24 protein-coding genes are annotated in these 22,809 nt (G+C 69.0%); 6 read left to right on the top strand and 18 right to left on the bottom strand.

Annotation, left to right across the window (positions count from 1 at the left end; all coding sequences use genetic code 11):
* Nucleotides 1–44: 44 nt before the first annotated feature.
* The gene (locus tag HRL51_RS03375) at nt 45–1,658 is read right to left on the bottom strand and encodes an aspartate:alanine exchanger family transporter (RefSeq protein ID WP_172121432.1); all 1,614 of its coding nucleotides are present in this window, start codon (nt 1,656–1,658) and stop codon (nt 45–47) included.
* Nucleotides 1,659–1,990: 332 nt separating this feature from the next.
* On the opposite strand from HRL51_RS03375, the gene HRL51_RS03380 reads away from it, so the two are divergent.
* The 6 genes from HRL51_RS03380 (at nt 1,991) to cimA (ending at nt 9,529) form a co-directional block, all read left to right on the top strand.
* Nucleotides 1,991–3,775 carry an acetolactate synthase large subunit gene (locus tag HRL51_RS03380; RefSeq protein ID WP_172193556.1) on the top strand — a complete coding sequence of 595 codons (1,785 nt, stop codon included), beginning with the start codon at nt 1,991–1,993 and terminating at the stop codon, nt 3,773–3,775.
* A 4-nt stretch (nt 3,776–3,779) separates the two neighbouring features.
* Complete coding sequence (gene ilvN, locus HRL51_RS03385; protein WP_172121430.1) at nt 3,780–4,292, top strand: acetolactate synthase small subunit; 513 nt, start codon at nt 3,780–3,782, stop codon at nt 4,290–4,292.
* Nucleotides 4,293–4,301: 9 nt separating this feature from the next.
* Nucleotides 4,302–5,333: a ketol-acid reductoisomerase gene (gene ilvC, locus HRL51_RS03390; RefSeq protein WP_172121429.1), complete on the top strand. Its 1,032-nt coding sequence runs from the start codon at nt 4,302–4,304 to the stop codon at nt 5,331–5,333.
* Nucleotides 5,334–5,552: 219 nt separating this feature from the next.
* Entirely contained in the window at nt 5,553–6,629 is a 1,077-nt protein-coding gene (locus HRL51_RS03395) for a 3-isopropylmalate dehydrogenase (RefSeq protein ID WP_172121428.1), read from the top strand.
* An 84-nt stretch (nt 6,630–6,713) separates the two neighbouring features.
* Nucleotides 6,714–7,877: a branched-chain amino acid aminotransferase gene (locus HRL51_RS03400; protein ID WP_172193557.1), complete on the top strand. Its 1,164-nt coding sequence runs from the start codon at nt 6,714–6,716 to the stop codon at nt 7,875–7,877.
* The gene (cimA, locus tag HRL51_RS03405) at nt 7,874–9,529 is read left to right on the top strand and encodes a citramalate synthase (protein ID WP_172193558.1); all 1,656 of its coding nucleotides are present in this window, start codon (nt 7,874–7,876) and stop codon (nt 9,527–9,529) included. Before HRL51_RS03400 ends, cimA begins: the two co-directional genes overlap by 4 nt.
* Before the next feature lie 402 nt (nt 9,530–9,931).
* On the opposite strand, the gene HRL51_RS11870 is transcribed toward cimA, so the two are convergent.
* From HRL51_RS11870 to HRL51_RS03490, 17 genes are all read right to left on the bottom strand, one after another.
* Nucleotides 9,932–11,269, bottom strand: a complete 1,338-nt coding sequence (locus tag HRL51_RS11870) for a collagen-like protein (RefSeq protein WP_194256538.1) — start codon at nt 11,267–11,269, stop codon at nt 9,932–9,934.
* Nucleotides 11,266–11,601 carry a hypothetical protein gene (locus HRL51_RS03415; protein WP_172193587.1) on the bottom strand — a complete coding sequence of 112 codons (336 nt, stop codon included), beginning with the start codon at nt 11,599–11,601 and terminating at the stop codon, nt 11,266–11,268. The genes HRL51_RS11870 and HRL51_RS03415 overlap by 4 nt, the downstream gene beginning before the upstream one ends.
* Before the next feature lie 4 nt (nt 11,602–11,605).
* On the bottom strand, nt 11,606–11,881 hold the full coding sequence (locus HRL51_RS03420) for a holin (protein ID WP_172193588.1): 276 nt from the start codon (nt 11,879–11,881) through the stop codon (nt 11,606–11,608).
* Nucleotides 11,882–11,916: 35 nt separating this feature from the next.
* The gene (locus HRL51_RS03425) at nt 11,917–12,777 is read right to left on the bottom strand and encodes a peptidoglycan recognition protein family protein (RefSeq protein ID WP_244960235.1); all 861 of its coding nucleotides are present in this window, start codon (nt 12,775–12,777) and stop codon (nt 11,917–11,919) included.
* 80 nt (nt 12,778–12,857) lie between these two features.
* Nucleotides 12,858–13,409, bottom strand: a complete 552-nt coding sequence (locus tag HRL51_RS11595; protein WP_218957651.1) for a carbohydrate-binding protein — start codon at nt 13,407–13,409, stop codon at nt 12,858–12,860.
* A gap of 36 nt (nt 13,410–13,445) precedes the next feature.
* Complete coding sequence (locus HRL51_RS03435) at nt 13,446–14,450, bottom strand: hypothetical protein (protein WP_172193554.1); 1,005 nt, start codon at nt 14,448–14,450, stop codon at nt 13,446–13,448.
* 17 nt (nt 14,451–14,467) lie between these two features.
* A complete protein-coding gene (locus tag HRL51_RS03440) occupies nt 14,468–14,968 on the bottom strand; it encodes a hypothetical protein (protein WP_172121397.1) in 501 nt (166 codons plus the stop codon).
* A complete protein-coding gene (locus tag HRL51_RS03445; RefSeq protein WP_172193553.1) occupies nt 14,968–16,107 on the bottom strand; it encodes a hypothetical protein in 1,140 nt (379 codons plus the stop codon). Before HRL51_RS03445 ends, HRL51_RS03440 begins: the two co-directional genes overlap by 1 nt.
* Nucleotides 16,098–17,012, bottom strand: a complete 915-nt coding sequence (locus HRL51_RS03450; protein WP_172193552.1) for a phage distal tail protein — start codon at nt 17,010–17,012, stop codon at nt 16,098–16,100. The genes HRL51_RS03445 and HRL51_RS03450 overlap by 10 nt, the downstream gene beginning before the upstream one ends.
* A 1-nt stretch (nt 17,013) precedes the next feature.
* On the bottom strand, nt 17,014–19,737 hold the full coding sequence (locus HRL51_RS03455; protein ID WP_172193551.1) for a phage tail protein: 2,724 nt from the start codon (nt 19,735–19,737) through the stop codon (nt 17,014–17,016).
* Between the two features lie 25 nt (nt 19,738–19,762).
* Nucleotides 19,763–20,062, bottom strand: a complete 300-nt coding sequence (locus HRL51_RS03460; RefSeq protein WP_172121393.1) for a hypothetical protein — start codon at nt 20,060–20,062, stop codon at nt 19,763–19,765.
* A gap of 62 nt (nt 20,063–20,124) precedes the next feature.
* Nucleotides 20,125–20,472, bottom strand: coding sequence for a hypothetical protein (locus HRL51_RS03465; protein WP_172193550.1), 348 nt, complete (start codon nt 20,470–20,472; stop codon nt 20,125–20,127).
* A gap of 99 nt (nt 20,473–20,571) precedes the next feature.
* Nucleotides 20,572–21,171, bottom strand: coding sequence for a phage tail tube protein (locus HRL51_RS03470; protein WP_172121391.1), 600 nt, complete (start codon nt 21,169–21,171; stop codon nt 20,572–20,574).
* Nucleotides 21,172–21,199: 28 nt separating this feature from the next.
* Nucleotides 21,200–21,604 (bottom strand): hypothetical protein, encoded by a 405-nt coding sequence (locus HRL51_RS03475; protein WP_172193549.1) that lies wholly within the window; start codon nt 21,602–21,604, stop codon nt 21,200–21,202.
* The gene (locus HRL51_RS03480; protein WP_172193548.1) at nt 21,601–21,912 is read right to left on the bottom strand and encodes a DUF5403 family protein; all 312 of its coding nucleotides are present in this window, start codon (nt 21,910–21,912) and stop codon (nt 21,601–21,603) included. Before HRL51_RS03480 ends, HRL51_RS03475 begins: the two co-directional genes overlap by 4 nt.
* A gap of 1 nt (nt 21,913) precedes the next feature.
* Complete coding sequence (locus HRL51_RS03485) at nt 21,914–22,279, bottom strand: hypothetical protein (RefSeq protein ID WP_172121388.1); 366 nt, start codon at nt 22,277–22,279, stop codon at nt 21,914–21,916.
* Complete coding sequence (locus tag HRL51_RS03490) at nt 22,276–22,743, bottom strand: Gp19/Gp15/Gp42 family protein (protein WP_172193547.1); 468 nt, start codon at nt 22,741–22,743, stop codon at nt 22,276–22,278. Before HRL51_RS03490 ends, HRL51_RS03485 begins: the two co-directional genes overlap by 4 nt.
* Nucleotides 22,744–22,809: the final 66 nt, after the last annotated feature.

Raw genomic sequence — 22,809 nt, forward strand, 5'->3', positions numbered from 1 at the left:
TCACCTCATGGTGAGGGGCCCCGCTTCGTCGCAGTCGCTCGTGGTCACAGGCCGCCGAGGACCTGCGCAATGAAGATCTTGCCGATCATGGCTACCGGGTAGACCATGGCGTAACCCAGGGCCACACGTGGGTCAGAGCCAGTGCGTTCGTTGGCGAAGGCGAGGACCGCAGGCTGGGTCTGGGCCCCACCGAGCAGACCGGACAGGCGCGTCCCGCCCATCTTCACGATCCAACGCATCGAGGAGTACAGGCCCAGGCCCACGATCGTGGTGATGACGAAGCCTGTGACAAGGATCTTCCACCAGTCACCGCCAGTGAAGGCGTTGGCGATCTGACCGCCGGCCTTGGTCCCGGCCTGTGCCAGGAAGACCAGGAGCCCGAACTCTGCGAGAACCGCTGTCGCCGTGAAGGGCAGAGCCGTGACAAAGCCCTTGATACGTCCGATCTTGCCAAAGACGAGACCCACCAGGAGCGTACCCGCCGCCGAGCCGATCGAGAAGGTGGCTCCTGTGGGCGTGAGGAACTTCCACTCACCGAGGATGATGCCAATCCCCATTCCGATTCCGAGAGCGATGGGGTTGATCGATGACAGGCCGCGCGAGGAGTCGCCAAAGTACTGTGAGATCTCCCTCATCCTGCTGGTTGGCCCGACGACGCGCACACGGTCACCCTGCTGCAGGACCAGGTCCGGGGTGCCGACCATATCGGTGTCACCCCGGCGCACACGCGAGATCGTTGCTCCGAACTTCTCGTCCACGCCCAGCTCGGCGACCGTGTGTCCGGCGAGCTTGGGGTCAGAGACCGTAATGCGGCGGAAGTCAAGGTAACGGCGGTCCTCAATCAGAGAGTGGGAGGACCCGTGCCCCAGTGCTTCGATGACCTGGCTGACGGCGTCCTGGGTGCCAACAACCGTGACGAGGTCATCGACATTGACCCTGTCAGTGGCACTCGGGCGCGTGATCGGACCGCTCTCACCACGGCGAAGGCGCGAGAACTTCAGCTCGCCCGAGATCGTCTCGGCGATGTCGCCAATGAGAGGGGAGTCCTCACGCTCGACGCGGATGGTGCGGTTGACCAGGGGAGAGGGCTTGTCCTTGTCGGTGCGGCGGTAGCGCAGCGCCAGCAGGCAGAAGAACAGCATGCCGATGACGCCGTAGAGGTAGGCGACGGCGTAGCCGACTGTTGCGACAGCTGCGCCGTCGGGGTTCCCGGCCAGGGTGGCGGCGTTGCCTGCGGCGGCCAGGGCCGGGGTGTTAGTGATGGCCCCGGCGAAGGTACCGGCGATGAGGGCGGAGTCCATCCCGAGCGCCCGACCGACCCCCAGACCGGCGAGCGCCGCGATGACGAAGGCCGCCAGCATGAGGGCTAGCGGGCCGACGGCGGTCCGGATGACGTGGAAGAAGTTCGGGCCCGACTGGACGCCGATAGCGAAGGTGAAGATCGCCAGGCCCAGGGTTCCCAGCGGGGCCGGGACCTCAATGGGCACGCCCTGGGACACGCCCCAGGCTGCCAGGACGATCCCGGCGAACAGTACCGCGGCCGCGCCGAGACTCACCCCCTTGACCTTGACGTGGCCGACGAGCATGCCGAGGCCGATGAGCAGGAAGAGCACGAGGACGGGGTTGTCCGCCAGGTGCGTCAGGAGTCCGGTGACCACGATGGTGCGCCAGCCTTTCACGGTGATGCGTTGCAACGTGCATCAGAGCTTGAATGAGACACCTAGATTGTCCCCTGGATTGCCCGGACAATGGCGGACTTCAGTCCGTCCGGTCGTGTCGCCTGCTGTGATGGTTCCCTCGGCGGCGTCGCGGAGGGCCCGGGAACCGCTTCTGGACGTGGTCGGGATTCCGTCTCAGAACTCGTGATTCCATGATGTGAGACTCAATGTCCGGAAGGTGACTGGCGTTCGGGAACCCTCTACCGTTACGCCTAGCCGGAGGAACCAGTCTCCGGACGCGCGGATGCCTCAGACCGACAGGAGGGCAGCCGATGGACCGCATCGACGATTCCATGGCCCAGGACCGGCAGCTGATGACAGGAGCCCAGGCGCTCGTGCGCGCCTTGGAGGACATCGGCGTGACGGACATCTTCGGCATGCCTGGCGGCGCGATCCTCCCGTTCTACGACCCGCTGCTGGCTAGCGAGAAGATCCGGCACGTCCTGGTCCGTCACGAGCAGGGAGCCGGTCACGCCGCCCAGGGCTACGCCATGGTGACCGGCCGGGTCGGCGTGTGCGTGGCGACCTCTGGCCCTGGGGCGACGAACCTCATCACCGCCATTGGCGACGCCCACATGGACTCAGTGCCCATGGTGGCCATCACGGGTCAGGTCGGTGCGCGTGCGATCGGTACGGACGCCTTTCAGGAGGCGGACATCGTGGGGGCGACGATGCCCTTCGTCAAGCACTCCTTCCTCGTCACCTCGCCCGACGAGGTGCCTGCACGAGTCTTTGAGGCCTTCCACCTGGCCTCGACAGGGCGTCCGGGGCCGGTTCTCATTGACGTCACGAAGAACGCCCAGGAGGAGCTGACCCAGTACGTCCGTCCTGAACGGCTCGACCTTCCGGGCTACACGCTGCCAGGCAGGCCCAACCAGCGTCGCGTCGCTCAGGCTGCTGAGGCGATCGCCTCGGCTGAGCGCCCTGTGCTCTACCTCGGTGGCGGTCTGAGTCGCGCCGCGGTCGGGACGGAAGAGCTGACCGAGCTCGTCCAGACGGTCGGAGCGCCCTTCGTCACGACCCTGACCGCGTTGGACGTCATGCCGACCAGTCACCCGCTCAACCTGGGCATGCCGGGGATGCACGGGACGGTCGCAGCGGTCGGGGCCCTGCAGAGGGCGGATCTCGTGATCTGCCTGGGAGCTCGCTTTGACGACCGTGTCACGGGAAAGCCGGACACCTTCGCCAGGCACGCCTCGGTTGTCCACGTCGATATCGACCCCGCTGAGATCTCGAAGATCCGTGAGGCAGACGTACCGATCGTGGGAGACCTCAAGGACGTCGTCCCGGCTCTCACGCAGGCCTGCCGCGAGCAATTCGCCGTGGAACCGCGTACGGAGATCGACCAGTGGCTCACCGAGGTGGCGCACACCAAGGCTACGTACCCCACCAGCTGGACGGACACCGACGACGGCCTGCTCCAGCCGCAGGAGGTCATCACGCACCTGGCCCGGCTGGCGCCTGAGGACACGGTGTGGGTGACCGGGGTCGGCCAGCACCAGATGTGGTCCGCGCACTACCTGGAGTTCAACCGCTCCCGCTCGTGGCTGACCTCAGCCGGAGCCGGCACGATGGGCTACGGGGTCCCGGCGGCCATGGGGGCCAAGGTGGGTGCACCGCAGCGCCCTGTGTGGCTGATCGACGGCGACGGTTGCTTCCAGATGACGAACCAGGAGCTGGCGACCTGCACGCTCAACGAGATCCCTATCAAGGTCGCGATCATCAACAACTCCTCGCTCGGCATGGTCCGCCAGTGGCAGACCCTGTTCTACGGGCAGCGCTACTCCAACACCGACCTGCATACCGGTGCCGGTACCGAGCGGGTGCCTGACTTCGTCACGCTCGCACAGGCCTACGGAGCCGTGGGCCTGCGCTGTGAGCGCCTGGAGGACGTCGATGACGTCATCGCCCAGGCCAACGCGATCAACGACCGGCCCGTCGTCATCGACTTCATCTGTTCCGCAGACTCCCAGGTATGGCCCATGGTCGCCGCCGGGGTGTCCAACGACGACATCCAGTACGCCAAGGGCATGAGCCCGAGGTGGGAAGAGGAGTGAGACCGTGAGCGAGAAGCACACGCTGTCCGTCCTGGTGGAGAACAAGCCTGGCGTGCTCACGCGCGTCTCCGCGCTGTTCACCCGCCGCGGCTTCAACATCCACTCCCTGGCGGTCGGCCCGACCGAGCACGAGGACGTCTCGCGCATCACGGTCATCGCTGACGCTGAAGGGCTCGCGATGGAGCAGGTGACCAAGCAGCTCAACAAGCTGGTCAACGTCCTCAAGATCGTCGAGCTCGATCCTCAGACCTCGGTGGGGCGCGAGCTCTACCTCATCAAGGTGCGCGCGGATGATACCAACCGCACCGCTGTTCTTCAGATCGTCGACCTCTTCCGCGCGCACGTGGTTGACGTCTGCCCGACGTCGGTGGTTATCGAGACCGTCGGCTCGGAGTCCAAGGTCAAGGCGCTCCTGGAGGCTCTGCAACCCCACGGGGTCAAGGAGATCGTCCAGTCCGGCGCCGTCGCCATCTCGCGCGGCCCTCGATCCATTACCGACCAGTTCAAGGAAAAGTGAGGCACCATCATGGCAGCTGAGAAGTTCTACGACGACGACGCAGACCTGTCCGTCATCCAGGGCAAGAAGGTCGCGGTCATCGGCTACGGCTCGCAGGGGCACGCGCACGCGCTGAACCTGCGAGACTCCGGCGTCGAGGTCGTCGTCGGCCTGCGTGAGGGTTCCTCCTCCGTGGCCAAGGCTGAGGAGGCCGGACTGCCCGTCAAGCCTGTTGCCGAGGCTGTGGCCTGGGCCGACGTCGTCACGGTCCTCGCTCCTGACCAGGTGCAGGCCAGCCTCTACGCCGAGGAGATCGCGCCGAACATCAAGGCCGGTTCCGCCCTGCTGTTCTCCCACGGATTCAACATCCACTTTGACTACATCAAGCCTTCTGCCGACATCGACGTCATCATGGTCGCTCCTAAGGGCCCGGGCCACACGGTGCGTCGCGAGTTCGAGGCGGGCCGTGGCGTGCCGGTGCTCGTGTGCGTCGAGCAGGACGCATCTGGCCAGGCCTGGCCCCTGGTGCTCTCCTACGCCAAGGCGGTTGGTGGGACCCGTGCTGGTGCCATCAAGACCAGCTTCCGTGAGGAGACCGAGACGGACCTCTTCGGCGAGCAGGCCGTGCTGTGCGGTGGCGTCTCCCAGCTCATCCAGTACGGGTTCGAGACCCTGGTCGAGGCTGGCTACCAGCCGGAGATGGCCTACTTCGAGGTATGCCACGAGATGAAGCTCATCGTGGACCTTATCAATGAGGGTGGTATCTCCAAGCAGCGTTGGTCCTGCTCGGACACCGCTGAGTACGGCGACTACGTCTCCGGCCCGCGTGTCATCACCCCGGACGTCAAGGAGCACATGAAGGAGGTCCTGGCTGACATTCAGGACGGCTCCTTCGCCAAGCGCTTCATGGAGGACCAGGCCGCTGGCGCCCCCGAGTTCAAGAAGCTGCGTGCTCAGGGCGAGGCGCACCCGATCGAGAAGACCGGTCGCGAGGTCCGCTCCATGTTCGCGTGGCGCGCTGAGGTGGACAAGGACTACCACGAGGGCTCCGTGGCTCGCTGAGTAGCGAGGAGAACCTGGAAACCGTGCTTTTTCGTGCGGGACCGGTAGCGACGCAGGTCGTATTCCCGGTTTCGTACGGAAAGACGTTCCTGACGCCGCTGGTGCCGTCTCGAGAGACCTGAGCGTGACAGCATGGCTGAGGGAGCAGGGGTCTGCTGACAGGCGGTCACCATTCGGACGTTCAGTCTCGAATGGTGACCGCCTGTCTACCCTGGGGTTATGACTGAGGCTCAGCACACGCGCACCGTCAAGCTCGCCGTCATCCCTGGCGATGGCATCGGCAAGGAGGTTGTTCCCGAGGGGCTCAAGGTGCTTCGGGCTGCTCTGGAAGGCAGCGGTGTCGAGGTCGTGACCACCGACTTCGACCTCGGCGCTGACCGCTGGCACCGCACCGGCGAGACCCTGACCGAGGAGGACCTGGAGGCGATCAAGGCTCACGACGTCATCCTGCTAGGCGCGGTGGGTGACCCCTCGGTGCCCTCGGGGGTGCTGGAGCGTGGCCTGCTCCTGCGTCTGCGTTTCGATCTGGACCACTACGTCAACCTGCGGCCCTCGAGGCACTACCCGGGTGTGCCGACCCCGTTGGCGGAGCCTGGCGAGATCGACTTCGTCGTCGTGCGTGAGGGGACAGAGGGCCTGTACTGCGGCAACGGGGGAGCGGTACGCACGGGTACCCCCCACGAGATCGCCACCGAGGTCAGCGTCAACACGGCCTTCGGTGTGGAACGGGTGGTGCGCTACGCCTTTGACAAGGCGCAGGCACGTCGCAAGCACCTCACACTCGTGCACAAGCACAACGTCCTGGTCCACGCCGGGCACCTGTGGCGGCGCACGGTCGAGGCCGTGAGCAAGGAGTACCCGGACGTCACGGTGGACTACTGCCACGTCGACGCCGCCACTATCTACATGGTCACGGACCCTGCACGCTTTGACGTCATCGTCACTGACAACCTCTTCGGTGACATCCTCACTGACGAGGCAGGTGCCGTGACCGGGGGGATCGGTCTGGCGGCCTCGGGCAATATCAACCCGGACCGCACCTTCCCCTCGATGTTCGAGCCCGTGCACGGCTCAGCGCCAGACATCGCGGGGCAGGGTAAGGCTGACCCGACGGCGACGATGAGCGCCGTCGCGCTGCTGCTGGAACACATCGGCTGCCCGCAGGCGGCAGCGCGCGTCGAGGCGGCCGTCGAGGCGGATATGGCCGCCCGGGCTGAGGCCAGTGCCGCTGGAGCCCCGCTCGTGCGCTCGACCAGCGAGATCGGTGACGCTGTCGTGGCGGCGCTCCGGGCCTGAGGCCAGGAACATGGCAGCCTCGTCATGAGATCAGAATATGAGAATCGGCCGTCCGAAAACTGGGCTCGGGAGTAGCCTGCCGCTATGACTGAGACCGCTGCATCCGTCACCAGCTCCCTTGAGACGCCCCTGGCACGTGCCGCCGCGGTCCCGGTTCCTGCTGCCGATGAGCTCGCTGGGAGGTTCCCGCTCACAGGCCCCGCTCGGATCGCCAGCGGCGCCGAGCGGGTGCGGGCTCTGACTGACCTGCACTTCGGGCACGTCTTCTCCGACCATATGGCGCACGCTCGGTGGAGGCGTGGCCAGGGCTGGTCCGAGCACGAGATCCAGCCGTACGGCGAGATCTCGTTGTCTCCGGCCGCAGCGGTTCTCCACTACGGCCAGGAGGTCTTTGAGGGCATCAAGGCCTACCGCCACGCTGACGGGTCGATCTGGACCTTCCGTCCGCGCTACAACGCGGCACGCATGAACGTCTCGGCGCAGCGCCTGGCGCTTCCCGAGCTGCCTGAGGAGGACTTCATCGCCTCCCTGGTCGACCTTGTACGAGCGGATGCGCCGTGGGTACCGGACGGCGAGGGCGAGTCCCTCTACCTGCGGCCCTTCATGTTCGCCTCCGAGGCCTTCCTCGGGGTCCACGCCTCCGGCGTCGTTGACTACTACCTCATTGCGTCTCCGTCAGGTGCCTACTTCACCCACGGTCTGCAGCCCATCAGCATCTGGGTCTCCCAGAGCTACCACCGCGCAGGCCGCGGTGGGACGGGGTTTGCCAAGACCGGCGGCAACTACGCCTCCAGCCTGCTGCCTCAGCAGGAGGCTGCTGCGCAGGGCTGCGACCAGGTGTGCTTCCTCGATGACGTCACGGAGAAGAACCTGGAAGAGCTCGGTGGCATGAACATCATGGTCGTCGACGCCGACGGCACCGTGCGTACCCCTCATCTGACCGGCACCATCCTGGAAGGCAGCACCCGCTCAGCGATCATCCGGCTGCTCACCGACACCGGCCGCAAGGTCGTGGAGGACACCATCACCCTGGAGGGGCTACTGACTGACATCGAGTCAGGCAAGGTCAGTGAGGTCTTCGCCTGCGGGACCGCCGCCGTCGTCGTCCCGCTGGGACAGCTCAAGGGCGAGGGCTTCGACGTACGGATCGAGGGCCAAGAGGTCACACGCGAGATCCATGACCGTCTGACTGGCATCCAGTACGGGCGCGAGGAGGATCCCTACAACTGGATGTACCGGCTCGCATGAACCTGGCCGGCCGCGTTGCCACCTATGACACGACCCTGCGCGACGGCGCCCAGCAGCAGTCCGTCTCCTTCACGGTGGAGGACAAGCTCGCTGTCGCCCGGATCCTCGACCGCCTCGGAGTGGCCTACATCGAGGCCGGCTGGCCCGGAGCCATTCCCAAGGACACCGAGCTCTTCGCGCGTGCGGCCGCCGAGCTGGAGCTGAGCACGGCCAGGCTCGTCGCCTTCGGCTCGACCTGCCGCCCTGGTACAGACGCTGAGGAGGACCCGCAGCTGCGAGGACTGCTCGACTCCGGCGCCCCGGTGGTCACCATCGTGGCCAAGTCCGACCCGGCGCACGTCGACCGTGCCCTGCGCACCACGCGTGAGGAGAACCTGCGCATGGTGGCGGACTCGGTGCGGCTGCTGGTGGAGGCCGGCCGCGAGGTGATGGTGGACCTGGAGCACTACGTCGACGGCGTCGCACGAGACCCCGGCTACGGGGTCGAGGTCGCGCTGGTAGCGGCTCGAGCCGGAGCCGGCGCCGTGATTCCCTGCGACACCAACGGAGGAAGCCTTCCCGGCACGGTGGCGACCGAGGTCGCCCGGCTGCGGGCGGCCCTGGACGCCGCCGGCCAGGCGGGCTGCGTCGTCGGCATCCACACTCACGACGACTCCGGGCTGGCCGTGGCCACGGCCATGGCCGCCGTGGACGCCGGCGCCCGGCAGGTCCAGGGCTGCGTCAACGGCTTCGGCGAACGCACCGGGAACGCCAACCTGCTCACCCTCATCGCCAACCTGGAGCTCAAGACCGGCTACCAGGCGCTGCCGGGAGACAGCGCGGAGCGGGGCCGCAGGCTGGAGGATCTGTCCACCGTCTCACGCAAGGTAGGCGAGATCGCCAACCGCGCACCCTCCGGGCGGCTCCCTTACGTCGGGAGCAAGGCCTTCGCGCACAAGGCCGGGCTGCACGCCAGCGCGATCAAGGTCGACCCGAACCTCTACCAGCACGTCGACCCTGCGCGGGTGGGTAACACCATGACCATGCTGGTCTCAGAGATGGCAGGACGCGCCTCGATCGAGCTCAAGGCGCGTGAGCTCGGCATCGAGACCGGCGGTGACTCGGCGATGCTGGCCAAGGTCACCGAGGTGGTCAAGGACCGGGAGGCGGCGGGATACGCCTACGACGCCGCAGACGGCTCCTTCGAGCTCCTGCTGCGCCAGGCGCTCGGTCAGCTTCCGGAGTACTTCCGTGTGGAGTCCTGGAGAGCCAGCATCTCGGCCCGTCCTGCTGCGGGTGAGGAGGTCCTCCCGGCCGACGGGGCGACCGTGACTGACTCCGAGGCGACAGTGCGGATGTGGATCGGCGGCCAGCGCCTGGCGGTGCTAGGGGAGGGCAACGGTCCGGTCAACGCGCTCGACCACGCACTGTGCGACGCGCTGGCGACGGTCTATCCCGAGATCCGGGCCTTCGAGCTCACCGACTTCAAGGTCCGGATCCTCGACTCCGAGCGTGGGACCCACGCGATCGTGCGTGTGCTCATCGACCTCACTGACGGAGAGCGCAGCTGGTCGACGGTCGGTGTGGGCACGGACATTATCGAGGCGAGCTGGGAGGCGCTGACCGACGGTCACGTCGTCGGGCTCCTGCGAGCCGGGATCGAGCCGCGCTAGAGCCGACCGGCCTGGCTGCGTCGTCGTCGACCGTGATAGCCACCGTGCGGCGGGATGCACCGCCTTGGTAGGACTGGGGGCAGCGCGGCTCCTTCTGGACAGCGCAGCCCCGGCATGACAAATGCCCACCTCCGCTTTTCGTCGCAGTGGCGGGCATTTCTCTCGGGGTGGCTGACGGGGCTCGAACGACCCTGAGCCACCTTCCGGGACTGTTGCGCAACATGGACTATCGCCCGGTATGACGCCGTTCAGCGTACATCATGACGACGGCCGAAAAATCACGAAAAGGTCTCAAAACTGCCACCGGTGCCACCCCAAAAACGACAGCACCCAGGCGCCTGAGAGAAGACGACAAGAAGCGCCCCCACCGGCCAGTTACGGCTGGTGGGGGCGCTTGGTGTCTTAGGTGGGTGTGCCGGGTAGGGACAGTGGCCAGGTGCCTGCTGGCAGGGGCAGGCTCAGGTGGGCGCTGGCGGCGGTGGTCAGCATCCATGACGCGCCACCACCGGTGACGTAGGCGTGGAGGTTGGTCCCGCTGCTGGAGCCGACCGTGTAGTCCGTCCACGTGTGAGAGGCAGGGTGCTTGGCCATGATGAGCGGGGCGAGCTCGCCAGGCACTGGCAGACGGCCCTTGAATCCGCCCTCGCTCTCGTTGACCAGCGCCCAGTTGGCCTTCCTCCACCGCAGATCGACGCGCCCACCGCACAGACGGACCTGGTAGCCGTCGAGCAGCAGGCCAGGATTGACGGTCCTGGCCCAGGCCGTGACATCTCGCCAGCCGGTGTCGCCGTCGACCACGACCCAGCCGGTGGGGCGCCTGCGCCACACCCAGGCCCCCACACCGGCGCCGTCAGTCGACACGTAGGTGGAACCCACCGGGGCGGTGCGCACCTGCTCGGCCAGGTCAGGGGGCACGGCCCCCACGTCGGGGCGGCCCGGCCCCACGACCTGCATGTGCGAGGGTGACCCGGTAGGGCCGCGCTCACCCTGGGGGCCTGTCTCACCCCGGGGCCCAGGCACGCCCTGGGGTCCGGTGGGGCCCTGGGGGCCTGTCTCACCCCTAGGCCCAGGCACGCCCTGGGGTCCGGTCTCGCCCCTAGGCCCAGGCACGCCCTGGGGGCCTGTCTCACCCTGGGGGCCGGTGGGTCCCGCCTGGCCCCTGGGGCCTGCTGGACCGGTCTGGCCGCGCGAGCCTGTGGGGCCCTGGGGTCCGGTCTCGCCCCTGGGGCCGGTCAGGCGCCCGGCCTCCACGGCCTCACGCACCGCCGACAGGTCCCCGGCGGCGGCCTGGGCGGCGGCCTGGGCGGCGCGTGCCGCGCCCTCAGCCACCGTCACCGCGTCACCCTCATACGCGGCCTGCGGTACCAGGTCGGCCAGGTCGTAGACCTGCCCGGCACGCAGCACCACGTGGGAGCGCCAGTCCACCCCGGGGGCGACCAGGCGCAGCAGGTAGGTCCACTCACCCCCCGGCTCCACGCCGGGGGCCTGGCAGCCGACCACGTCCACCCAGGCCCGCCCCACCCCGCCCTCACCGGTGCTGGTCAGGCGGCCGGCCTGGTCGAGGGTGGCGCGCGCCCGGTAGGCCACCACCACCCGACCACCCTCCAGCACGGCCCTGGGTGAGCAGGGGTCAGGGTCCAGGGACAGGGTGCCGCCAGCAGGGGCGGTACCGTCGGGCAGCACCACCCGCCCGGCCAGGCGCGCCCACGGCACCGGAGGGGCAGGTACGGTCTCGCTCATAGTCTCTCCTTCAGTGCGTCCGGCGGCTCAGGTTCAGGTGGGATCACCGAGCAGGTGGGGGCCAGTTCCATGAGCTTGTGGCCCCAGGAGCGCAGGGCCCAGGCGTACTCCAGTGCGTGCCTGGCTAGTCTCTCGGCGGCTTCCTCGGCCTTCTCGGACTCGGCCAGGGCCTTCTCCAGCTGCTCGACCCGCTTGTTGAGGGAGTCCACTGTGGTCGTCAGGGCCTTGACGGTGACGTCCAGCCTGGAGACCTTCGCGACCTCCCGCTGGTTGACCCGGTTCGTGAGGTTTCCGATGCCTACGCCGACCAGGCCGACGAGGGCGACGATCACAGAGTCAGTCAGCCACGGAGGCATAGGCACCCGCCTCCCCGGTGGCGACGGCGGTGTCAGCCCGTGCAGGGTCGGCGACCGAGGTCAGCACGGAGGCGATGACGGCCAGGGCGACCGTGGAGGCCACAGCCGGCCAGGGCACGTCCCCTACAAGGGTCGCTGTCCCGATGCTGGCCAGGCAGGTTTGGGCGGCGGTCTTGGCGGCCCGCTCGCACACGCCCAGCCACCAGGTGCGGCGCGTGTACGGGCTGGGTGCGGCGTGACGTGTAGGGGCAGGCATGATGGTGGTCCTCTCAGTGGTGACGTGGTGCGGGGTCAGGGGTGGACGGCCAGGCCCTTGGACCCGGCCCAGGAGTGGTTGAGCGTGATCTGGACGGCCCGGTAGGTCTCGGTGTCCCACACCCCGGTCAGGGGCACCTTGTGGCCCTCGGGGATGCCGGACTGGTTCCACCACGCCTGGAAGGCCTTGATCGTCTTGGGGCCGTCGACCCCGTCCACTACCAGGTGGTCCTCGCCGGTAGCGGCCCGCATCTTGTAGGTGTCCAGCTGCCAGGTCAGGGCGTACTGGAGCGCCCGCACCACCTGGGACCAGGGCGCGGTAGCGGCCGTGCCCAGGACCTGGCGGACACGGGCACCGGTGGCAGGCCCCCACTGCCCGTCCACGGACAGGGGGTAGAGCACCAGACCGCCCGTAGCCGGCTTGGCTGGTGCCCCGCCCGCGAGGGCGCGGGCGCGGGCGTCCAGGTCGGCCAGGCGCGCGTACCAGCGGCCCGGGCAGGCGGTGGACATGTGGTCACGGTGACCGACCAGGGGCAGGGGCCCGTGCTCGGAGCGGATCGCGGCGACCAGGCCCGCCACGGTCTCGAGGTCGGCGTCGCTCATCTCCGGGCGGCACTCGATGCCGATCCCGCGCGGGTTGCCGGAGGGGCCTGCGTGCCAGGCCCGGTCCCGGTCGGACACCAGCTGTGTGACCCGCCCGGCGGACGCGACGTAGTGGGCGGACGCGCCGTGGTTGGAGGACCTGCACAGGTAGTCCACGACTCCCTGGTGGGTCTGGCCGTCGGCCCCCCAGTGGTGGATGACGACCTGGTTGGGGGCACCAGCCGGACGGCCAGCACTGAAATTAGGTGACTGCCTCACGTCGGTGACGGCGGTGTTGGGGACGATCTTGGTCACGGTCTCCTCCTGGGTGCGGGTATGGCAAGAGCCCCGCACCGGTGTGGTGACGGGGCTCGGGTGGGTCGTGTGTGTAGGTGTCAGGCGAGGGCCCACAGGGCCGGGACGCCTGGCGGCTCCCAGCCGGTCTGTGAGGTGTGGGGCTGGACGCACCGGTAGACGGTGCCGCCGTAGGACACCAGGTCGCCGGCCGTGTAGGAGGCCCCTGCCTGCCAGGTGGGCGTGTCAGGGACCAGCTCGTGGTCCGCGCCCCCGCCCGGGAGGCGGGTGCCGTCCTCAGGCCGCGCGGTGACCTCCTCCCACAGGTCCCCGGTGCTGGGGGGCCAGGAGTTAGCTGGGTGCTTGGAGCGCCACAGCCTGCCCTCGTGGGCCACGACCCGCCCCAGCGGGTAGGCGTCGTGCGCGCCGGTGGGCTGGACCCACTCAGGCCACGCACCCACGTCAGCCAGGGCCTCCTCGGTGGCCTCAGGCTGGGAGCCGTCGCGGGCGTCAAGGTAGTCAGCGGCGATCCGCTCGGCCTGGCCCGGTGCGCTGGCCAGGGTCTGACGGCGCCCGGACTCGACCAGGACGGCATCCCACAGGGCCTGCCACTGCTCGTCGGTCATGGCGCGGAACTGGTCCTCGGTGATCATCTCATCTCACTCTTCCTATCTGACTGTGTGCTGGGGTCAGGCGACCCAGGTGGCGGTGCCGTAGCACCAGCCCGTGCCCCAGGTGAAGGAGCTGGTGGGCTGGACGCTGATCGACCTGTCCGCGCTCCTGTACACCAGGGGCACGGCGTAGGCGCCGGCGTGGAGGGTGCCCAGGCTGGTCCAGTCCGGTGGGGCGGGCACACTCGCTGGTATGTGAGCGATCGGGAACCCCTCACTCCCCCTGGTGTCGAATGAGCTCCGGGGCCAGCGGATGGTCAGGGGTGCCAGGTGGAGGGCACCGACGCTGTGCACGTGTCCGGACGACGGGTCGAGCACCCACCAGCTCTCCGCGGTCAGGGGAGCGGACGAGCGGACGTCCCCGGCCTGCACCGCCTCCCACCTGGTACCGTCCCACGCCCGGAGCACCCCGGAGACGCGGACGTAGACCGGGTTAACGGCCGACGCGGCGACCCCCCTCACCAGGGCGTCAGCCTCAGCCTGGGTGGCGGCAGTCAGTATCCCGCCCACCGGTGTCGTCCACCGCGCACGGACGATGCTCGCGGCAGGGACGTCCGCCCCGACGGTGGCACCGCGCGGCACGGTCACCGTGAAGACAGCCAGGGCGCCGGACGGGACCGACGGCACCCTCGGCGAGGACGACGGCGTGCCCTGGGTGACACCCACCTCTACCTCACTGTCAGGGTGCGTCCCATCCACCTCGTAGTCCCAGTGACGCACCCACACCACGTCTGTGCGCGGGTAGGTGGTGGACCCTACGGCCAGGGGGACCTCGCCGGCCTCGACCCGTGGGCACAGCCACCCTCCCCTGGGTGAGGAGATCACGGCCGTGAACGCGCTCCAGGCGATCGCCATACGCGTGTTGGGGCGGGTGACCTCGGCGGCCCCGGTCTCAGCCATGATCCCCTCAGCCCTCGCCAGGGAGGCCAGGGACAGGCGCATGTCAGCGGGCGTGGTCACCCCCTTGGGGCGCCGGTTCCGCTCGTCCCAGGCTGTGACGATGCCGCGGTGGGTGTCGACCATGATCAGGTCCTCTCGTGTCAGGTGTAGGAGACGACGGCGTCCAGGCACGTGGTGCCAGGCCCCGTCACGGTGCCGGCGGCAGCAGCGACGGTCAGGGTGACAGCGACGGTCTGGCCAGCCAGGACGGGCGCGGTCAGGGCGGCGCTGCCAGCCAGGTACCAGGTGCCCGGCTCCCCCGGCACGAGCTGGAGGGCCGGAGAGCGGACCCCTGCCACGGTGACCACCAAGGTCGGCTGGGCCGAGGCGCGCACCTGGCCGGTGGCGGTGGCCAGCACCAGGACGCGTGAGCGCCCAGGCGGCACGGTCACCGAGGTGGTGACCACCGCCTGCCCGGCGGTGGCGGACCAGTCGGAGCGCTGACCGTGCACGACCGTCACCTCGGGGGCGGACGCCGGCACCCGGGAGGCTCCCACCTGGCCGGCGGTCACCCCGGACAGTGACGACACCTGCCCGCTCAGGGCGCGCAGGGCGTCAGGCACGACCGTGGCCGCCGACCTGATCGGCGCGTACAGCCCCATCAGGCCACCCCCTCAGCGACGACCTCACGGCACGAGCAGGTGACCCACTCGCCCTCGTCACCGGACGTCTCCAGCACCTTGAGGACGATCGTTCCGGAGCCGAGGTAGGGGTCGTCGTGACGCAGCCGCACGTGGTCGCCCGGCAGGACGGCGTCACCCAGCGCGTAGCCAGACTCGTCGGTACGGCGGGCCCTCAGAGAGACGACCTCGGTGGACCTGGCGCGTACGACCGTGGGGGTGCGCGCCCACCCGGCCAGCGTCGTCAGGTCAGAGACGGTGGAGTGGGAGGTGTCAGCCGCCTGCAGCAGCGGCCAGCCGCGCCCCTCCAGCCACCGGTCGTGGTGGTGGGCGATCAGCGTCTGGTCGTCCTGCGAGCCACCCCTGGCCCACGAGTCACCCACCATGTCCGAGGCGTCCTCCTCCACGGACAGGTCGATCAGCGGCACCGCCCTGCGGCGGGCGTCCCAGGAGTGCTCGCCACTGACCAGCTCTGGGGATCCTGTGAGCATGTGCCAGGACAGGGACGTGCCCCCGTCGGCCAGGCGCGGGTCGAAGACGATTTCCGGCCCGTCGATGACTCCGGTCAGGTCCTCCAGGCGGTCGGCGACCGTGGCCAGGTCCGGTCCCAGGTAGTTGCGTACCGACCCGCCAGCCTGCTTCTGGGGCAGGACGACCGGCAGGGTGCCTGCGGACAGGGCCAGGCCCACCAGGTCACGGGCGATGGAGGGCAGCGTCCCCGACATGTGCACCGTCCACGGGGGCGGGTAGGTGCCGTCCCTGCCGGCCACCTGGCCGCCAGAGTAGGAGTCCAGAGCGGGACTGAGCACGAGGCGGCGCTTGAGCAGCGCCCACAGGTCCTCGCACGAGACCTTCAGCGTCTGGGTGTCAGCGTCCCACCTGCGGGCGTACACGACGCCCGCCGCCACCACGCGCCTGCTGGCCGTGTCCGTGACAGCCAGGGTGGTGCGCCACGGCGCCAGCTCCTCACGCAGGCTCCGCCCCGCCAGGCCTCGGCTCCACGGCACCGTCACCTCCAGCGCCCCCGCCCCCGACACCTGACGACGCCACGACCAGCCAGAGGCCGGCAGGGCCTCCAGGCGCGCCCCGGTGACCGTGTCGTGCACGGTGACTAGATCCATGCGGTCCTCCACCTGATACGCATCAGTGCCGGCCGGCTGGCGGCCACCTCCACGTAGGAGGTGCCAGGCCGCACCTGAAAGAAGTCGTCAAGCGTGAGCCCGGTCTGGGCTACGCGCGCCCCGGCGAGAGTCACCGCCCCGCTGCCCGTGTCGATACGCAGCACCTGGCCGGACGGGACCGGCTCGGACCAGCGGACGGTGCGCCCGCCCAGGGTCCACGACGCCCACCCCACCGGGCCGGCCACCTCCAGCACAGGCCAGGAGGCGGCCGTCCCCGCAGCGGTAACCATGAGGGACGAGGTGGCCCCACCCGTGAAGACCGCCGCCGCCACAGTGCCCGTGGTCGCCTCGCTCGTCGGGGACTGGTCGAACACCGGGAACATGAGGCCCCCGTCCGGCGACCTCGACCACACGCCCTCGCTCGACTCCCACGACGACAGGTCGCCGTCGTCCCCAGGCCCCCCGTAGATCAGCGGGTCAGGGATCGTAAAGATCAGAGACCAGGTAGACCCCGGCTCCTCCCACCTGGCAACCTTCGCCTGAGCCGACAAGAAGCCGCGCACGTGACTGGTGCGCCCCGTCTCCTCGACGACGATACGCACCCACTGTCGACTGATCGCAGAGATCAGACTGCGGGCCTGGATCTCGTCCTCCTCGCTGGATGGGGCGTGGTGGGCGACGACAGTCAGCACGCGCGCACCGACCAGCAGCGAGGCTGGTGCGAATGCGCCGTCTGCCTGCGGTCGCTCCTTGGCGTCAGCCCGTGGCGCTGGAGCTGACCACCACCCATCCATGTTGCCGGCGTCAGGCTCAGCGAGCGCCCACCCGTCTGTCGTCTCCGAGGCGTCGAGGACCACGGTCCTCGAGTCGTCGGCGATCAGAGTTACGCGCTGGACGATGCTCACGTCAGGACACTCCCATCAGTCCGCGCACCTCCTGGGCCACCCAGCGGGCAGCCACCTGGGGGTCGTGGTTGACGATCTCGAAGTGGTTGCTGATGGACGCGCCCACGTTCGGGTGGGTGCGTCGCGCATCAAGGTCGATGGTCGACGGGATGCTGTTAGTCAGACCGCCGAGCGACCGCTCGACCTTGGAGTACTGGGACTCCATGCCGTCAACCAGGCCGCCGATGATCAGACGACCAGCCGGCCTCAGGATGACCTTGTCCAGCGGGGCCGGGCCCTTCCAGTCCGGCAGGAGGCTGGTCAGGGACGACAGGGTCGACTTGACCTTGTCGAACGCGCCCTTGATGCCGTTGACCAGGCCGTCGATGATCTGCCGCCCCGCGCCAGTCAGCCACGACCCCGCTCCCGAGAAGACGCCCCGCACCTGCGAGGGGATGTTGCGGATGAACGACATCATGGCGTTGACACCTGCTGACACCGCGGAGCCGATGCTGCTCCAGGCTCCGGAGACCACAGACCGCAGGGAGTTCCACACGTCGGACCAGATGCTCCGGACCAGGTCGACCCCGGCCGAGATGACCGACTGGACGACCTTGATCGCCCCCTGGACTACGGCCTTGATGCCCTCCCACACGCTGGAGAAGACCTGCTTGATCCCCTCCCACACCTGGGACCAGTCGCCGTTGATGACCCCCATGACCGCGGTGATGACGCCTGCGATCACGCCCAGGGCCGCCTGGATGATCGCTACCATCACGCTGAAGGCCGCCTCGATGACCGGCTGGAACATCTGGAAGCCTGCGATGACGTTAGGCAGGACGGCCGCGACCAGCTGGGCCAGCAGGTCGAGCACCGGGGTCAGGGCCGGCAGGATCGCGATGATCGCGTCAGTGATCAGCTGCAGGATGGGGGCGAGCACCTCGATCAGGGGCACCAGGGCAGAGGCTGCGATCTCGACGATCTGCACGATCACCGGGAGCAGAGCGTCGACCAGCTGGACGATGATCGGCGCCAGCACGGCCAGGACCGAGGCGATCACCGGCGCGAGCGCCTGGATGATCGGTACCAGGGCCTCACCGAGCATGGAGATGATCGGGCTGAGCGCACCAGCCAGTTCCACGATGACCGGGGCCAGGGAGGACACGAGCTGGGCGATGACAGGTCCCAGGGCTGCCACCAGGTCGCCGGCCACGGACGCCACCGCGCCCAGGGCCTGACCCAGTGCTGGCATGGTCGGGGCCAGGGCCTGGACGGCTGAGCGGACACCCAGGAAGAAGTCCTGCAGGCCACCGGACGCGATGAGCGCCTGAGCCGCCTGGGCGATACCGCCCAGCGCGACGGACCCGATCTGCCCGGCCAGGGGGAGGATCTGCTGGAGGACGGGCGCGAGGGCGCCGAACGCGCCTAGCAGCTGGCTGACGCCGGGGCCGAGCCTGGAGACGGCTTCCCGAGCAGCCTTGAAGGTGGTGGTCAGGGTCTCCTGGGCTCCCGGCGCGGACAGGGCCTGGTTGACCTGGCGCAGGGCCTCGACCGCCGGGGTCAGGGCCCCGTGCCCGGAGCGGCCGATGGCGGTGAAGACGGCGGAGACGATCCCGCCGACCTGCGCGAGCAGGTCCCCGAGGGTCCTGACTGCGTTCCAGGCGTCCTGGATCGACTGGGCGATCGACCCGTCGGCGAGGCCGTTGTCAGCCCACGCCCGGAAGGAGAGCGCGACCTCGTTGGCCTTGGAGGCGATAGCGGGCAGGAACGAGGCCCCGACCTCGCCCAGGCTGAGCAGGCCGTCCACGAACGCGCCGACCCCGTCCCCGGCGACACCGACCGCCTGGGACAGGTGCTGCAGGGTGCCCTGGAAGCCTGGGATGTGGTCACTGACGGCGGAGGCGACGGCCTGACCCATGAGACCGAACTGGGTGGCGACGTCATTGAGCTGCCCTTGGAGGGCTGGCAGGGCCGCCCTGGCCAGGTCCCGGATAGGGTCTGCCGCCTGCTTCCAGAAGGAGACGCTGATCGAGTCCTGCAGGTCGGTGAAGGCGGGGCCGAGGTCCGCCAGGACGTCCTTGACGTCAGCCAGGGCCGCGACCAGGACGCCGCCTCCGGCCGCGAACGCGCCCAGCACGCCAGGGGCGGCCAGCAGGACCGGCAGGGTGGCTGCCAGGCCGTTACCCAGGGAGGCGATACCTCCGAGCGCGACCATGGACACGGACGCGACGTTGAGGATCGCGGGCCCCACCATGGCGGCCTTGGCGGCCACCAGGTCGAGGTTGGAGCCCAGGCTCCTCAGGCCTGAGCCCAGGCGCTTGATGACGTTGCCGCCCGACAGGGCCATGAGCGCGGCCTTGGCGGCGGCCAGCGACCGGGTAGAGACCCTGGCCCTGATCTCGACGACGCGGGGACGGTCGAACCACGCGAGCTGGGCTGCAGCCTTCCCCTTGTCCAGGTCCGCGTTGACGGTGGCCTCGCCCTCGAGGTCGTCCAGCTTGCGCTTGACCTCCTTGAGGGAGGAGGCCGACAGGTCCGCGCTGACGGTGGTCCTGACGTCCTTGAGACGCTCCTTGAGGTCCTTGCGGACGTCGGCGAGAGAGGACCTGTCCAGGACGGGGATGACCTCGATGCGGGCCTTGACCTGCTTCTCGATCCGCTCCAGGGACTTCCTGAGTTGCTCCTTGAACTTCCTGGAGTCCGGGTAGACGGTGACGGAGAGCTTGCCGACGTTTCCAGCGGCCACGTGCCACCACCTATCTGTTGAGTTGTCAGTCCAGGAGGTTCGAGAAGGACTCCATCAGGGACCGCGGCCGCCGCTGGCGCGGGGGACTGGGCCTGGCGGAGCACTCTGCGGGGCGGAGCCTGACCTTCGGGTTGACCGCGCTGGCCTTGGCGCCTAGCAGGGTCGCGTCTGCGGTGTCAGCCAGCTTGGCGGTGTCCACGGACCAGCCGAACCACTGCTCTCCGCCCAGCAGGCACCTGGCCCGGTGCATGGAGTAGGGCTCGTAGGGGAGCCGTTCGCGTAGGAGGGTCAGGATCAGGTCAGCAGGCACCTCGTCGAGGTACACGTCGAGGCGGTACAGGGCCCAGAAGTCGGCGACCGCCTCGACGTGCTCGGCGAAGAAGGCTGCTATCGCGCGTCTTTTCCCAGCTCACCGGCGTATGCGACTACGAGGTTGAGGGCACGCTCCAGACCGCCGGGGCCCATGGTGAACTCCTCGAACGCCTCGACGTCCGGGGCGAAGCGCTCGGCCACCCAGTCGATGAAGTCGGCGGCCTGGTTGAGGTCCAGGTCGACGTCCTCGGAGTCCTCGAGGACGCCCATGGCCTGTAGGCGGGCGACCAGGCGGGCCTGGTCGGACCCCCTGACCTTGCTGAAGGGCTTGAGGAGGTCGTGGCCCTCGACGTCGCTGAAGCGCGGCTGGGGGTCCTTGTGGTCGGCGGGCTTCTTGGGCGGGTTCTTGCGTTCGGTAGCCATGAGGGCTGCTCCTTGGTCTGCGAGGGGAGGTGTGCAAGGGGTGGCCCTCCCGCCCCGTCACCCCTCGCAGCAGGCGGGGCGGGAGGGTGTCTCGTGGTCCTACCTGCTGACGCTGCGGGTGACCGCGCTGGAGGAGGTTCGCTCACGCGGCGGGTAGAACCGGTACTTCTTCTTACCGGAGGAGGGCGTCATGATGGTGCCGGAGATGGAGATCTCGGAGAAGTTCTCCAGGTCCAGGGTCGGCAGCGCCCCAGAGAGGCTGACCCGTCGGAACAGGTGCGCACACGCCTGGGTACCGTCCTCGATGACCATCAGGACGGCCTTCTCGACCGCCCCGTCCAGGTCGATGTCCCACGCCTTGTCGGACTCGCTCCACTCGGAGCCCGGGAAGGCGGTCTCGATCGCTGTCGCGGAGGAGGCGACCGACGCGATAGTCATCGTGTGCGTCTTGTCCTCACGGGTGACGCGTAGGTCCTTGCGGTCCCAGGTGCGCTTGGAGGTGGAGTCGCCGCCGTCGGACTCGAACTCTGGGAGGGTCTCAGAGGAGGTGTCTCCCAGCCAGGTGAAGCCCTCCGGTGCCGAGCCGGTGTCGAACTTGAAGGAGTCAAGGAACCCTGCGGGCGGGGCGGTGTCAGGGTCGGCCACGTAGACGTGGCCGATGCCGGCGATGGTGGGGGCGGACTCGGTAGGTGCAGCCATTGGTAGGTCCTCTCGGGTGGTGTGGCGGCTAGTGGCGGGCGACGACGTCGACGACGACGCTGAAGGACCACAGGCCGGCTGCGCCGGACGTGGTCGACGGGTAGGGCAGGGCTACGACGGACAGGTGGGAGACCCACCCGTGGTCTGTACGACGGCCTGCCCGCCACGAGGCGAGCAGGCCGTCCAGGAGGGAGTGGGCGAGGTCTAGCGCCTGCACCCGCGTGCTGGCGACCGCGGTCAGGGTGGCACGGAAGGACGCTGACCACTCGGGGGCGCCGTTGGCGACCACGCCCGGCGCTGACACGTCGACCATGACCACTGGCAGGCGGTTGGGTAGGTCCGTCCCAGCCGCGGTCTCGACCTCGGCCAGGTCGAGCGCGCGAACCTGCTCGACCATCAGCGGCAGCGGGCGCATCGTTGAGGGCGAGCTCATCTGGAGGCCTTTCTCGCGGCGTTGGTGAACGCGAAGATCCCGGGCACCCACCTGGCTGCCTGGGATCTCTCTTCGACGGCCAGGTGCCCGAACTCCTTGTGCCAGGCCAGCGGGTCGTTAGAGACGATGTGGCTGTCGATCCGCCCCTGTTCGACGTGGATGGAGGCGGCGAAGGCGCCGGTGTCGGTGTGTCTGGCAGCCTCGGCTCTCACTAGGGCCTCAACCTTGGCGACCTCAGCGGCAAAGCCAGGGGTGCGACTAGCAGCCTGGGCGGCCAGCCTCTCGGCGCGCTTGAACACCTGGGCCACGTCAGGCCACCTCCGCCCCGCGGGCGGTCGCGGTGACGACGAAGTGGCTGGTGCGGTGCCCTGACCCGCGCTGGAGCGCCTCCCCGGCCTGGTCGAGGACGCGCCCCTGCACGCCCGGAGGGCCTGTGTCGACCCGGATAGTCGAGTACGGGCCGCCAGGCCAGGTCCCCGCGCCGAGGATCCTCCAAGAGGTAGACCCGACCTGGTTCCTGGCCAGGTCGGACGCGGAGGCCGAGGACGGCTGGACCATCACGCCGGTCACCGTGACCGGCTCGCCAGCCTCGGTGACACGGCCGAGCCCGTCGTCCACGACACGGGTCGGGGTGACGGTGACCGTGTGCGGGCCACGCTCGACGAGCCTGCTCACAGCAGCTCCGACGGGTAAGCCAGCCCGGGCCAGGAGAGCTGGAACCGGCGGTCAGGCGGGACCCTGCCGGCCAGCCTGGTGGCGAGGTAGCCGTCCGTCTCTGCCGTCACGGACGACAGGGGTGAGCCGAGGCGTGCCCACTCGTCGTCGGTGACCCGCAGGGCCGCTGAGGCGACAGAGTCGTTAAGCCGGTAGGAGTACTCGCCCTCGGACTCGCTGGTGTAGATGGCCCCGTCTGCCCGAAACACCCGGGCGACGGCCTCCGCCTCGACCTCGACGAGCAGGGCCCTGACCGTCTCGTCCCGGTCAGCCCTGTCGACCAGGTCTGGCAGGCGGACCCTGACGCGGTTGTGGACGCGGGCCAGCAGGGTGTCCACGTACGCGGACTCGGCAGGGGTCAGGCCTCGCATGAGGGACGCCTGGACGTCCTCAGCGGCGGCAGCAGGAGCAGGCAGCGTGCTCATAGCGTCCTCCTGGTCGTGGCGAGCACGCGGGCGGGGACCCCGACTATCCGGGTCCCCGCCCGCGTG

The organism is Actinomyces faecalis (assembly GCF_013184985.2).
Lineage (GTDB): Bacteria > Actinomycetota > Actinomycetes > Actinomycetales > Actinomycetaceae > Actinomyces > Actinomyces faecalis.

What these genes read in the sequence shown, in the direction of transcription:
- HRL51_RS03380 (WP_172193556.1), top strand. Translation starts at nt 1,991, where the DNA reads ATGGACCGCATCGACGATTCCATGGCCCAGGACCGGCAGCTGATGACA.
- ilvC (WP_172121429.1), top strand. Translation starts at nt 4,302, where the DNA reads ATGGCAGCTGAGAAGTTCTACGACGACGACGCAGACCTGTCCGTCATC.
- HRL51_RS03395 (WP_172121428.1), top strand. Translation starts at nt 5,553, where the DNA reads ATGACTGAGGCTCAGCACACGCGCACCGTCAAGCTCGCCGTCATCCCT.
- HRL51_RS03400 (WP_172193557.1), top strand. Translation starts at nt 6,714, where the DNA reads ATGACTGAGACCGCTGCATCCGTCACCAGCTCCCTTGAGACGCCCCTG.
- cimA (WP_172193558.1), top strand. Translation starts at nt 7,874, where the DNA reads ATGAACCTGGCCGGCCGCGTTGCCACCTATGACACGACCCTGCGCGAC.
- HRL51_RS11870 (WP_194256538.1), bottom strand. Translation starts at nt 11,269, where the DNA reads ATGAGCGAGACCGTACCTGCCCCTCCGGTGCCGTGGGCGCGCCTGGCC.
- HRL51_RS03420 (WP_172193588.1), bottom strand. Translation starts at nt 11,881, where the DNA reads ATGCCTGCCCCTACACGTCACGCCGCACCCAGCCCGTACACGCGCCGC.
- HRL51_RS11595 (WP_218957651.1), bottom strand. Translation starts at nt 13,409, where the DNA reads ATGATCACCGAGGACCAGTTCCGCGCCATGACCGACGAGCAGTGGCAG.
- HRL51_RS03435 (WP_172193554.1), bottom strand. Translation starts at nt 14,450, where the DNA reads ATGGTCGACACCCACCGCGGCATCGTCACAGCCTGGGACGAGCGGAAC.
- HRL51_RS03440 (WP_172121397.1), bottom strand. Translation starts at nt 14,968, where the DNA reads ATGGGGCTGTACGCGCCGATCAGGTCGGCGGCCACGGTCGTGCCTGAC.
- HRL51_RS03445 (WP_172193553.1), bottom strand. Translation starts at nt 16,107, where the DNA reads ATGGATCTAGTCACCGTGCACGACACGGTCACCGGGGCGCGCCTGGAG.
- HRL51_RS03465 (WP_172193550.1), bottom strand. Translation starts at nt 20,472, where the DNA reads ATGGCTACCGAACGCAAGAACCCGCCCAAGAAGCCCGCCGACCACAAG.
- HRL51_RS03470 (WP_172121391.1), bottom strand. Translation starts at nt 21,171, where the DNA reads ATGGCTGCACCTACCGAGTCCGCCCCCACCATCGCCGGCATCGGCCAC.
- HRL51_RS03475 (WP_172193549.1), bottom strand. Translation starts at nt 21,604, where the DNA reads ATGAGCTCGCCCTCAACGATGCGCCCGCTGCCGCTGATGGTCGAGCAG.
- HRL51_RS03490 (WP_172193547.1), bottom strand. Translation starts at nt 22,743, where the DNA reads ATGAGCACGCTGCCTGCTCCTGCTGCCGCCGCTGAGGACGTCCAGGCG.